Source organism: Arthrobacter sp. 01T414 (assembly GCF_056398965.1).
Window position 1 is genome coordinate 193,731 of sequence record NZ_JBFTQK010000001.1, and the last position, 12,454, is coordinate 206,184.

Consider the following 12,454-nt stretch of genomic DNA (forward strand, 5'->3'; position numbering starts at 1 on the left):
GGGTCATAGATGGTCACCAACCCTGCTATGAGTGCGTCATGGCCGCGGTGTCCCAGTTTAACGTCTCATCGACTAATTCCTGGGCATGCAGGTCGTCGTCACGGACATCCAAGTAGTGGCGGAAAGCAGGATGGATTCTAAACTGAACGGGCCGGCTCGATCGCTTTGAGAGCCTCTCGGCCACCTTCAGCTTTCTTCTGGCCGCTGTTTCACCTTCGACGTAGACGAAATCGCCATCGGCTATCTCGATTCCCAGGAAAGAGGTTTTTATCAGCCACGATTTAACCTCGTCAGCGTTGTCCGCTCCCGCGAGCGCCTCACCAAGTTCTGCTTCATTCAGTGTTGAATCCATTCCCGCAAACTCGTAGAGTATCTCTTCAAGATCAAAACTCTCCGCTTCGCTTTCCACGAGGAGGGCTTCTATGGCGAACTTCGAGTACTGACTCTCCGCCAGCACTATATCGGCTTCCTGGATTGATTCGTGTTTCCTGTTAATGGCAGTGGTGAGAGCCGCGTTGGCAAAGTAGATCAAGTCCCGTGGTCGCGGCAGCGTGCGCCACAGCATGTAGTCCCGAGTCGGTGTGCCTTTTACATCCGGGACGAAGACATCGTTCCATAGCTGGTCGCCGGTGTGACGTTTGTTTTTCACCTTCTTGGCGCCGTATCTTTCCTCAAGGATGCGGGCGAGAAGCTCAGGATCCTCCCAATGGACTGACAGCTGGCCGATCTTGTCGGGTTCCCTGGCGAAGTTGGACATGACATCGAAAATGTCCGTCCGGAGAAAAACACTCAACGTCAAATTGACCGGGGCATTGTCTCGGTCGCTCCGGGAAAAATCCTTTTCCATCTTGCCGCTGCTAGTCAAGAGGGTAAGTAGGAACTTGGACATGAGCTTGTAGTCGGCCCCGGTCTCCCAAGCCTTGTCGAGGTTGTCAATTAGCACCGCCACTCTTCCGAACTCGTGCAGTGCGGCGCGAAGTGACCTCTTTAGGTTGTTGAGCGCATGAACTCGTAGCCCGTTCGCAATGAACTGCTTTTCATCCTCCGACGGGTCCAATCTTTGGGCGAGGAGGTTTGCCACTACTTCTTCCAAACGATCCGCCAAATCGCTGTCCACGTTAATACCAAGGTTTTCGAGCTCAATTTCCAGAGTGCGCATTGGGGTCCCCTCAGCTACTCCTGCGGGTTTGAGACGTGCGGCTCGAACGGCATGAATGGCAATCTCGGAGTAAATCAGAAAGGTCCATAGGTTTGAGACCAAATAGTCGGACGACGAAGTGGTCCTGAGTCTCTGCAAAAGTTCCAAGAGCCCTGTCAGCTCGTACGAGGACGGCTTGATCGGCACGACGAGGTTACGACGATCCTTCTGGAGTTCGGCAACCGCCTGAGTCATCGTGGCAGATTTTCCGGTGCCCTTGCGGCCAACAAAAACTTTCGCTTTGCCGTCCAGTATGGCCCTGAACTCACTGGTCTCGATGAAGTAGTCGTTTAGATCATCTGCCTCATACTCAGCGACGTACTGTCCAAAAGACCGGATGGGGAGTTCAATATCCAGCGCCAAGCGACCGAGGCGTTTATTAGACCCGTTTGGTTTCGGCAGGTTGGCAAGCCAATTCCGGACATGCTCTTGGAGCGAGGCGGAGGTCGGGTAGGCAAAAAGAAGATCTTTATAATCCAGAGGTGCCACGAATCCGCTCTCAACGACCATGAGCAGCGGCAAGTCTAAACCGTAGGCCACGCCGGCCAAGAAGCTAGCCCTAGCATTGTGTTGGCTGGCCCGTACACGGGTTGGCGGGAGTAGATGAAAGATGGCGGCCGATGAGCGGTAGATTTCCCGGACGTAGAACTGCAACGGAGCGAGCCCCAAGTCGTCGCTCGCTCCCAGGACCTTGAGCGTGGTATCTCGTTCGAGCATTTTGCTCAGGGATGTTGCCGCATTGGTCTTGATAGGAAGGGATGGGGCAAAGATAGCGCTCGGTTCACGTGCGCTGGCCCCGGCAAGCAAGGTGTCGAAGAGCTTTGGCTCATCCATGTCCGGTCGCTCGGTGAATATTCGAGCACTCAACTCCTCCGAGTTGCCGTTGTAACCGAACCGCCCAACCGTGGAGAGAAGCGAAAGGTCATTCCACACCCGCAATGCACCTTCATCGGTTTCATCCAGGACCAGCCAGAGAACCTTGTTTTTACCCAAAGCGTAGCCCGCTTCAAAAAGCACATTGCTGTTCATGGTACTAACGTCTGCTACGACAGCCGAGGAGCTGTCAATCGCCTCGCATATTGTGGCAATGAGCAGTTGGCCCTCAATTGCCAAACTTTCCCAGCCCCGGGCTATCAGTCCGCGCTCATTGAGTGAGGTTACGGCATCTCGTAGAGTCTCTGCTCGGAGAGGCGGATAGCCTGCGTATGCGAAAAATATGCCTTCGGGTTCCATGGCACCAGAATCTCATGCTTTGCGTGAATAGCACGGGTGCATTCGGATGCGGCGTTCTGTTTCTTCTCATTGGGTGCACATGAGCTCTCAACCAGCGCATAGTCAGTGCCCGCGAGGTTGGCGATACAAGAGACGCTAGCGACTTCTCCAAACGGGAGCCAGCATCGCATCCTGTTCGCAACCGATTCCGTTGTGGTTATTGACCATGCAGCAGTCCGAGAGGTGTTTGCGAAGTCTTCGACACTTAGGAGAAAAAGTGTCATTTTTGCCTTGCCCCGAATGGTCTCAAACCACGACTCACCCACCGCCATATGAATATGGCCGTCCACTGCCGGCAAATACTGACCCAAAACGGTCGTTGTTGATCAAGAGGACTGCGAGCGGTCTTCGAGGGGCTGAACCCATGCTCGGCCAAGGGCCTAGATGCGAGCCACGTCAAAGGTTGCGGTCTCAACGAGGTTCAGTCAATAGGTTTCTGACGCTCCGGGGCGTGGGGCCTGAAAGCCCTTAAACCAGCGGCCACGGGTACCGCATGCCCGTCCGGTCCACCGGCAGCGCTCCCGCGAGCAGCATTCGATGGACGCGGCGCTGCAGGGCGGTGACCTCGTCGTCGTCGAGCAGATCCGCCAGTTCGGCAGGCACGGCCTCGGCGAGCGGGGCGATGTCCGCAAGCAGGGCATCGGGGATCGGTTCCCCGGCGAAGTCCCAGATCACCGTGCGCAGTTTGAAGGCTGCCGAGAAGCAGAGGCCGTGGTCGATACCCCAGATCCTGCCGTCGTCGCCGCGCAGCACGTGCCCGCTCTTGCGGTCGGTGTTGTTGGCGACGAAGTCGAACAGAGCGACCCGGGCCAGCTCAGCGTGTGTCTCCGGGGCGTCCTCGAACAGGGTGAAGTAGTGCTGCTCGAAGTCGCACTCGATGAACCACTGCAGCGACCCGACGCCCAGGGGAGCGTCCCCGCGGATCACGGTCGGCGGGACGAAGCCCCAGCCCAGCGCCTCGCTGAGCAGGTAGGCCGCGCGCTCGCGCTTGTAGAGCCCGGGCTCGAAATCGGAGAGCGGGCGCTCGCCGGCCTCCGGCTTGTAGACCGCATAGCCCTCCTCCTCGCCGCAGGTGACCTGGACCAGGAACGTCTGGTTGCTGCTGCGCGGGATGAGGCCGAGCAGTTCGATGCTGCCCTCGGTGAGCAGGGTCAGTTCCCGGCCGGACACGGTCCCTCCCGCCTCGGAAGCAGCTTCATGACGCCCGGAGCCCGCTCAGTGGTTCCGCCGTCGAATTCACCATGTGCACCGCGGGATCTTGGCCCTCCACGAACGTGATGGCCGAGACCGAGCCCGGGCTGATCATGATCCGCTGGAACAGGTCCAGCGGCGTGCCCAGGGCGTGCGCCACCGCTGCCTTGATGGGATCGGCGTGCGAGAAGCACACCACCACACCGCCGGCGTGGGCAGCACACAGCGCCTCCATCGCCCCCACGATGCGGGCCTGCATTTCCGGGAAGCTCTCGCCGTCCGGGAAGCGGAACTGGGACGGACTGTGCTGCACGGTCTGCCACTCCGGCAGGGCCGCCAGATCGGCGATCGCGGAACCGGTCCAGCCGCCGAAATCACACTCCAGCAGCCCGTCGTCGTGCTTCACCGCCAAACCGGTGCGGGCCGCCGTCGGCTCCGCCGTCTCGCAGGCGCGCTCCAGCGGGGAGGAATAAAGGGCGTCCACCGGCAGGCCGGCGAGCCGGTCCGCGACCCGCTCGGCCTGCTCCCGACCGCGGTCGGAGAGGTGCAGCCCCGGAGCCCGGCCCGGCAGGACGGAGCCCGTCGTCGGCGTCTGGCCGTGGCGCACCAGCAGCAGGAGGGTGGCCGGACGTGCGGGCGACGGAGGAGGAGTTGATTCGGTTGCTGTAGCCATCGATAACAACCCTACGTCCGCACCAACCACCATGCGCAGGAATCTCACCAAATCCCTCGATTCCCCGCCGGGTACAGGTCTACGGTGGAGGAGTGAGTGATCGCCCCGAAATCTTCACTGTTGGTGAACTGCGCGCCTCCGGGCACGTCCACAAGGACCTGCGCCGCGAGATCCGCGACAACCTGCTGGCCGCGCTCGCCGTCGGCCGCGACCCCTGGCCCGGGATGTACGGCTTCAGCCGGACCGTCCTGCCCCAGCTCGAACGCGCCCTGCTGGCCGGGCATGACGTCGTCCTGCTCGGCGAACGCGGGCAGGGCAAGACCCGGCTGCTGCGCACCCTGGCCGGGCTGCTGGACGAGTGGTCGCCGGTGATCGAGGACTCGGAACTGAACGAACACCCCTACGACCCCATCACCGAGCACTCCCGCGCCCTGGCCCTCACCGAGGGTGACCGGCTGCGGGTGGCGTGGCGGCACCGCTCCGAACGGTACGTCGAGAAGCTCGCGACGCCGGACACCTCCGTCGCGGACCTGATCGGCGACGTCGACCCGATGCGGGTGGCCGAGGGCCGCCGCCTGGGCGACCCGGAAACCATCCACTACGGCCTAGTGCCGCGCTCCAACCGCGGCATCATCGCCATCAACGAACTCCCCGACCTCGCCGAACGCATCCAGGTCTCCATGCTCAACGTCATGGAGGAACGCGACATCCAGATCCGCGGCTACGTGCTGCGGCTGCCGCTGGACGTCCTGGTGGTCGCATCCGCCAACCCGGAGGACTACACCAATCGCGGCAGGATCATCACCCCGCTGCGGGACCGGTTCGGCGCCGAGATCCGCACGCACTACCCGATCGAGCTCGAGGACGAGGTGGCCGTCATCAGGCAGGAGGGCCACCTGGTGGCCGGCGTCCCGCCCGTCATCCTGGAGATCCTGGCCCGCTACACCCGGGCGCTGCGGCAGTCCCCGGCGATCAACCAGACCTCCGGCGTGTCGGCCCGGTTCGCGATCGCCGGCGCCGAGACGGTCGCGGCCGCGGCCTTGCGCCGGGCCAGCGTGCGCGGCGAGGACGAGGCCGTCGCCCGGATCATCGACCTCGACGCCGCGGTGGAGGTCCTCGCCGGGAAGATCGAGTTCGAATCCGGTGAGGAAGGGCGGGAGCAGGACATCCTGGACCACCTCCTGCGGATGGCCACCGCCGAGGCCGTCCGGGCGCACTTCCACGGCCTCGACATGGGCGACCTCGTCGCCGCGCTCGACGGCCACACCACGGTCACCACCGGGGAACTGGTCACCGCGCGCGAATTCCTGGAGGGCCTCCCCTCGCTCAACGGATCGAGCCTCTACGACGACATCGGGGACCGCCTGGGCGCCACCAACGACGGGCAGCGCGCCGCCGCCGTCGAGCTGGCCCTGGAAGGCCTCTACCTCGCCCGCCGGATCTCCAAGGATTCCGACGACGAGGCGACGGTTTACGGTTAGGCGCCGTTACGGCTAAGGAGGGCCCATGACCGCTCACCACCGCTCCCGGTACAGCCGCTACGCGGGCGGCCCCGATCCGCTCGCGCCGCCGGTGGACCTGGCGGAGGCGCTGGACGCCGTCGCCGAGGACGTCATGGCCGGCTACTCGCCGCGGCACGCCCTGCAGGAATACCTGCGCCGCGGCGGCCGGAACCGGGACGGGCTGGACGAACTCGCCGGCCGGGTGCAGCAACGGCGCAAGGACCTGCTGGGCCGGCACAAGCTGGACGGCACGCTCAACGAGGTCCAGAAGCTGCTGGAGACTGCGGTGCTGGAGGAGCGCAAGCAGCTGGCCCGCGACGTCCGGATGGACGACACGGACCGCGCCTTCCGCGAGTTGCAGCTGCAGAACCTGCCCAAGTCCACGGCCGCGGCGGTCAACGAACTCGCCTCCTACGACTGGCAGTCCAGCACCGCCCGGGAAGCCTACGAGCAGATCAAGGACCTGCTGGGCCGCGAGATCCTGGACCAGCGCTTCGCCGGCATGAAGCAGGCGCTCGAGGGCGCCACCGAGGAGGACCGCGCCGCCGTCGCGGAGATGCTGGGCGACCTCAACGAACTGCTCGACAAACACCGCCGCGGCGAGGACACCGACGCGGACTTCCAGGACTTCATGGCCAAGCACGGCGAATTTTTCCCGGAGAACCCGCAGTCGGTCGAGGAACTGATCGACGCGCTCGCCGAGCGCGCGGCCGCCGCCCAGCGGATGCTGCGCTCCATGTCTGCCGAGCAGCGCGAGGAACTGATGCAGCTCTCCGCCCAGGCGTTCGGCTCGCCGGAGCTTATGGCACAGCTGGGCCAACTCGACGCCAACCTGCAGGCCCTGCGCCCCGGCGAGGACTGGTCCGGCTCCGAACAGTTCAACGGCGAGGAGGGGCTGGGCCTCGGCGACGGCACCGGCGTGCTGCAGGACCTCGCCGAACTGGACGAACTCGCCGAGCAGCTCTCCCAGTCCTACAACGGTTCCCGGCTGGATGACCTGGACCTGGAGGCCCTGGCCCGCCAGCTGGGGCAGGACGCGGCCGTCTCGGCGCGGACGCTCGCGGAGATTGAGAAGGCCATGCACGACGGCGGCTTCCTGCAGCGCGGCGCCGACGGGGACCTGAAGCTCTCGCCGCAGGCCATGCGGCGGCTGGGCCGCTCGCTGTTGCGGGACACCGCCAAGCAGCTCGGCCGGCAGGGCCGCCGGGACACCCGGATGGCCGGCGCCGCGGGGGAGCAGACCGGTTCCAGCCGGCCGTGGGAGTTCGGCGACGCCGAGCCCTGGGACGTCACCCGCACCGTCACCAACGCGATCCGCCGCACCATCGCCGACGGCGGCGACCCGCGCCGCGGCCTGCGGCTGGCCGTGGACGACATCGAGGTCACCGAGACCGAGGCCCGGACCCAGGCCGCCGTCGCGCTCCTGGTGGATGTCTCCTTCTCGATGGCCGCGGAGGGGCGCTGGGTGCCGATGAAACGCACCGCGCTGGCCCTGCACCACCTGGTCTCGACCAAGTTCCGCGGCGACCGGCTGCAGCTGATCACGTTCGGCCGGTACGCCCAGTCAATGGACATCGGCGAGCTGACGGCCCTGCCGGCGCTGCGCGAACAGGGCACCAACCTGCACCACGGGCTGCTGCTGGCGGGCAGGTTCTTCCGCAAGCACCCGTCCATGCAGCCGGTGCTGCTGGTGGTGACCGACGGCGAACCCACCGCCCACCTGCTGGCCGACGGCGACTCGTGGTTCAACTATCCGCCGGACGCCGAAACCATCCGCGTCACCGTCGCCGAACTCGACCGGCTGGGCCGCGCCGGGGTGCAGGCGACCTTCTTCCGGCTGGGCCGCGATCCCGGGCTGGAACGCTTCATCCAGAAGCTGGCCCGCCGGGTCGACGGCCGGGTGGTGGCGCCGGACACCGGGCACCTGGGCGCCGCCGTCGTCGGCGAGTACCTCCGCGCGCACTTCCGCGGCCGGGCGTTCGGCGACGACGACTGGGCGCGGTAGGCGGGCTCAGCGGTCCGGGCAGATCCGACGTCGGCAAATCCGCACCTTTGCTGTCGGATCGGGGCAGAGTAGTTCGTAGTAATGGTGAGCGGCCGCCCAGGAGGGGTGTCCCAACCGCAGGAGATGATGCGAGATGCAGTATCTGCTTTCCGTGATCCATGACCAGCTTGAGCTCGCCCCGTCGGACGAGATGGCGGCCATCGACGAATTCAACGACCGCCTCCAGGCCGACGGCCACTGGGTCTTCGCCGGCGGCCTTGGCTTCCCCAACACGGCCACCGTGATCGACAACCGGGGTGCGACTCCGGTGGTGACCGACGGCCCGTTCGTGGAGACGAAGGAGTTCCTCGCGGGGTTCTGGATCATCGAGGCCCCCCACCTCGATGCGGCGCTCAGGCTCGCCGCCGACGGGTCCAAGGCCTGCAACCGCAAGGTCGAGGTGCGCGCGTTCCTGTGAGCGGGACCGACGTCGTGGATGCAGTCAACCGGGCCTACCGCGCGGAGTGGGGCCGGATGGTGGCCGCCCTGACCCGCCGGTTCGGTGACCTCGACCTCGCCGAGGAGGCTGCGGCCGAGGCGTTTGCCACCGCCGTCGAACGCTGGCCGTCCGACGGTGTTCCCGCCAACCCGGGCGCCTGGCTGACCACCACCGCCAAGCGCAAGGCCATTGACCGCATCCGGCGCGAGAGCAAGCGCGACGGCAAGCACCAGGAGGCCCAGGTGCTGTTTGACGACCAACCGGCGGAGCCGCTGGGCGCCGTCGACGACGACCGGCTGCGCCTGATCTTCACCTGCTGCCACCCGGCGCTCGCCATGCCGGCCCGGGTGGCGCTGACCCTGCGCATGCTGGGCGGCCTGACCGTGCCGGAGATCGCGCGGGCCTTCCTGGTGCAGGAGAGCGCCATGGCGCAGCGGATCACCCGGGCAAAGGCCAAGATCAAGGCCGCCCGGATCCCGTACCGGGTGCCGTCCGTGGAGGACCTCCGGGGGCGCGTCTCCGGCGTGCTCGCCGTGCTCTACCTGATCTTCAACGAGGGCTATCTGGCCACCGGGCCGGAATCCGACCCTGTCCGCGCTGAGCTGACCGACGAGGCGATCCGGCTCACCCGCCTGGTCCTCGCCCTCCTGCCCGACGACGGCGAGGCGGCCGGGCTGCTGGCCCTGATGCTCCTCACCGAGGCCCGCCGGGCCGCCCGGATTTCGGCCACCGGTGAGCTCGTCACCCTCGATGAGCAGGACCGGGGCGGCTGGGATGCGGCGCTGATCGCCGAAGGCCACGCCATGGTGTGGGAGCGCCTGGCCTCCGGGCAGCAGCCCGGTCCGTACCAGCTCCTGGCCGCCATCAATGCCGTGCATACCTCTGCCCGCGACGTCCGGGACACCGACTGGTCGCAGATTGTCGCGCTCTACGACAGGCTGGCAGGGCTGGACCCGTCGCCGGTGATCGCGCTCAACCGGGCCGTGGCGGTGGCCGAGATGGACGGGCCCGGGGTGGCCCTGGCCGCCGTCGACCGGCTGGCAAACGAGCTGGCCGGCTACCACGCCTACTACGCCACCCGGGCCGAGTTGCTGCGGAGGCTGGGACGCGGCGCCGAGGCACGACTCGCGTACGACAAGGCGATCGAGCTGGCGGGCAATTCCGCCGAGGCCGCCACACTGAAACGCCGCCGCGGCCAGCTGGCCTCCTGAACCAATGGCTAAAAGGGCTCTTGCGCGGCGCGGCGGCATCGGCAAGGATGTACGCCATCCCCCGAGCCGCGACAAAGGAGTCGACGCCATGACCAAGTACCTGATCTCATTTCCAAGTGCCGCCATGGACGTCCCGGAGGAGGAGATGCAGGCCGTTTCGGATGCGTCGCACGCCGTGGTCCAGAAGGCCAAGGACGCGGGCGTCTGGGTGTTCGGCGGCGGCATCGACGAGAGCATCCCTCCGGTGATGGTGGACGCCGACGGATCGGTGCGCGAGGGCACCTACACGCAGACGGCGCAGCTTGAAGGCGGCTACTCGGTGCTGGAACTGCCCTCGTATGAGGCGGCCCTGGAGTGGGCCGCGAAGTTCGCTACGTCCTGCCGTTGCGCGCAGGAGGTGCGCGCCTTCGGGTACGACCCCGCTAGCTAGGTTCCGGCGTCCGTCTTCGCATACGACGCCGAGACCCGTCGGTAGACCGGGGTCAGGAAGGCGAGCAGCGCAGCCGCGATCAGGATGATCCCTGATATCAGGAACACCAAGGCGATGCCGCGGGACGTACCCTCGCCCAGCAGCGGGGCCAGCTGGGCTGCACCTTCAGCGGAGCGCGCGTACGGGATGATCCATACCTGGGCGATCGGTGCGATGACGAAGGCGGTAATCGGCGCTGCCGCGGACTCGAACGCCATGGCGAATCCGAACACCCGCCCCTGCCGGTGCAGGGGCACCACCCGCTGAATGACAGTCTGTTCGGCCGCCTCAGCTACAGGCACCAGGACGAGATACAGCCAGATCCCGGCGACGTACAGCCACGGCCACTCCCGCAGGGTGAACACCGCGCCCAGAACCCCCATGAGGACGACGGCGACGAGGAGAGTGCGCAAGGGGTTGGACCCGAGCCCGAACTTGTTGACCAGCGCCCCGCCCACGATGAAGCCGGTGGCACCAAGCGCCAGGAAGGTGCCCCACAGCTCGACGGAGAACATTTCCAGGCCGTAGGGATCCATCAACGCCATGTAGACGCCACCGATGAAGTTGTTGAACGTCGAGAACAGGATCAGGGCGAACAGTCCGGAAACGGCCCATACGGCGGCCAGGGATCCCCGCAGGTCAAACCCGCCTTTCGCATCCGTGGCGGCTGCGCGGACCTCCTCGGGCATGCGCAGGGTGAGCACGTGCAGGAACGCCAGCGCGGTGAGCGCCAGGGCCACGACGATCGTCCAGCCCATGCCCAGCAGACCGACCGACACCCCGGAAAACACCGAGGTGACGATGAACATCAGACCCTGCACCATGCCCACCAGCCCGTTGGCGTTCGCCCGCCGGTCCGGCTCGATGAGGATGGTGACGGTCGCCGCGAGGGCGATGTTGCGCATGTTTTCCACAACGGCGCCGAGCAGGACAACCAGCATGAACGCCCAGAACCACGGTTGCGCCAGATCCAGCAGCGAGTCGCCGGGCGTCAGCAGGAACATGGCCCCGGCGAGCAAGAACATTGCCAGGGTAAAGGCGGCCGCAAAACGCATGACGGCCAGCTTGCGATAGCGGTCGACGTAGGTGCCGAAACTGATGCTGGAAAGGGCGATCAACAGCATGTACGAGCCGCCGACGACGCCGGTGGCGATCACATTCCGYGTCCCCAGGTACACCCAGAACGTCAGTGCAAACCACAGGTAGCTGGTGGTGATGTTGGCGAGGCCGGTGTTCACCAGGATCCCGATAAAGGTACGGTGGCGCTGCTCCGGGCTCCGCGAGGGCTCGTCGACGGCGTCGGCAGCCACAGCGGCCGTCTGGCGGACCGGTTCCTGCTCGGTCATGGTTCCCAGTTTACTGACGGCCAACCGGGAGGAACATGGCCCAGCCCGATGGAAAAGGACGGGTTGCTACGGCAGGATCACTCCGCGGGCACGGCCGGACGACGGCGGGCCAGGGCGGATCGGGCTCCCAGGCCCGCCAGGGCGATGGCCAGGGCCAGCAGGACCGTGGGCAGTGCTCCGCCGGCGGGTCCGAGGGTGGCCGCCAGGATCTGCCTGCTCATCAACAGCATCTCCTGCAGGTCGCCGGCCGCCACGCGCGTTCCCAGAACGTAATTGACGGAGATGAACAGGGCGGGAACCACCCACAACAGGGCCAGGTCCGCAAGCCACACCGCCGCGCGCGGCCACGGACGAACGCCGCACCAGGCCAAGGCGCAACCGACCAGGATGGCGGGGACCCAGCGGGCAAGTGACGGTACTACGGCCGGGATGTTGAATGGCCCCACGAAGCCGACTACCCACTCCATCAGCCACGATCCAAACGGTACGGCCATCAGTCCGACACCCAATGCCACCAGGGCCCGCGACTTCGAGGAGAGCAGCAGGAGCGCGACGAGGGCCGCGGCAAGGGACGCGACCACGCCCGCAAACAACCCGGCGAAGTAGAGGCGGGCCATCGTTCCGTCGGCCAGCCCGCCGTCGAGCACTGTGAAGGACTGCACCGTCGCCGTGAACTGGACGCCAAGGACGCCGGCCGCCGCACACCACACCGCCAACCGCCGTCGGGCGGGTGACCAGAGCCGCACCGCCAGCCCTGCTGCCGCGCCGCCCACGGTAAGGAGGGCCACGATGGTGGTCAGTTCGTACTGGCTGAGCGGCAGGAGTGACACAGGCATCTGGTCCGGTGCAGTCCCGGAGGCCCACATGTTCTGCAGGGGGAGTTGCGCCCCGGTGATCAACCAGGGGCCCAGCCCGAGAATCCCGGCCAGGACGCCGATCAGCACACTCCACAATGCGTCCCGGGCGGCAGACCGGCCACGTCGGCTATCGGGGACAGTCGTTTCCGTCGCTTGTTGGCCCACGGAGGCTCCTTGGTGTGAGAGTCAGGGGGAACCGGCGCAGACGGCGCCAGCCCACCCGGATACTATACCGAATGGATTAACCCGTCT

General features: G+C 66.0%; 10 protein-coding genes. 5 read left to right on the forward strand and 5 right to left on the reverse strand.

The features are described from left to right. Positions 1 to 25: 25 nt before the first annotated feature. The 3 genes from AC1DK9_RS00865 to AC1DK9_RS00875 all read right to left on the reverse strand — a co-directional run bounded on the left by AC1DK9_RS00865 (position 26) and on the right by AC1DK9_RS00875 (position 4,334). A complete protein-coding gene (locus AC1DK9_RS00865) occupies positions 26 to 2,431 on the reverse strand; it encodes a P-loop ATPase, Sll1717 family (RefSeq protein ID WP_476862086.1) in 2,406 nt (801 codons plus the stop codon). Between the two features lie 507 nt (positions 2,432 to 2,938). Then, positions 2,939 to 3,640, reverse strand: a complete 702-nt coding sequence (locus AC1DK9_RS00870) for an SCO1664 family protein (RefSeq protein ID WP_476862087.1) — start codon at positions 3,638 to 3,640, stop codon at positions 2,939 to 2,941. A gap of 25 nt (positions 3,641 to 3,665) precedes the next feature. Further along, positions 3,666 to 4,334, reverse strand: coding sequence for an MSMEG_4193 family putative phosphomutase (locus AC1DK9_RS00875; RefSeq protein WP_476862088.1), 669 nt, complete (start codon positions 4,332 to 4,334; stop codon positions 3,666 to 3,668). 92 nt (positions 4,335 to 4,426) lie between these two features. Here AC1DK9_RS00875 and AC1DK9_RS00880 point away from each other — a divergent pair, with 92 nt between their 5' ends. The 5 genes from AC1DK9_RS00880 to AC1DK9_RS00900 all read left to right on the forward strand — a co-directional run bounded on the left by AC1DK9_RS00880 (position 4,427) and on the right by AC1DK9_RS00900 (position 9,960). Next, positions 4,427 to 5,815, forward strand: a complete 1,389-nt coding sequence (locus tag AC1DK9_RS00880; protein ID WP_476914718.1) for a sigma 54-interacting transcriptional regulator — start codon at positions 4,427 to 4,429, stop codon at positions 5,813 to 5,815. A 25-nt stretch (positions 5,816 to 5,840) separates the two neighbouring features. Further along, positions 5,841 to 7,841 carry a vWA domain-containing protein gene (locus tag AC1DK9_RS00885; RefSeq protein ID WP_476914719.1) on the forward strand — a complete coding sequence of 667 codons (2,001 nt, stop codon included), beginning with the start codon at positions 5,841 to 5,843 and terminating at the stop codon, positions 7,839 to 7,841. Positions 7,842 to 7,974: 133 nt separating this feature from the next. Then, positions 7,975 to 8,298, forward strand: a complete 324-nt coding sequence (locus tag AC1DK9_RS00890; protein ID WP_476914720.1) for a YciI family protein — start codon at positions 7,975 to 7,977, stop codon at positions 8,296 to 8,298. Beyond that, positions 8,295 to 9,530 (forward strand): RNA polymerase sigma factor, encoded by a 1,236-nt coding sequence (locus tag AC1DK9_RS00895; RefSeq protein ID WP_476914721.1) that lies wholly within the window; start codon positions 8,295 to 8,297, stop codon positions 9,528 to 9,530. The genes AC1DK9_RS00890 and AC1DK9_RS00895 overlap by 4 nt, the downstream gene beginning before the upstream one ends. Before the next feature lie 88 nt (positions 9,531 to 9,618). After that, positions 9,619 to 9,960: a YciI family protein gene (locus AC1DK9_RS00900; protein ID WP_476914722.1), complete on the forward strand. Its 342-nt coding sequence runs from the start codon at positions 9,619 to 9,621 to the stop codon at positions 9,958 to 9,960. Here AC1DK9_RS00900 and AC1DK9_RS00905 read toward each other — a convergent pair. Both AC1DK9_RS00905 and AC1DK9_RS00910 read right to left on the reverse strand, forming a co-directional pair. After that, a complete protein-coding gene (locus AC1DK9_RS00905) occupies positions 9,957 to 11,345 on the reverse strand; it encodes an MFS transporter (RefSeq protein ID WP_476914723.1) in 1,389 nt (462 codons plus the stop codon). The two genes, AC1DK9_RS00900 and AC1DK9_RS00905, sit on opposite strands and share 4 nt — an antisense overlap. 77 nt (positions 11,346 to 11,422) lie before the next feature. Beyond that, on the reverse strand, positions 11,423 to 12,367 hold the full coding sequence (locus tag AC1DK9_RS00910) for a hypothetical protein (protein WP_476914724.1): 945 nt from the start codon (positions 12,365 to 12,367) through the stop codon (positions 11,423 to 11,425). Positions 12,368 to 12,454: the final 87 nt, after the last annotated feature.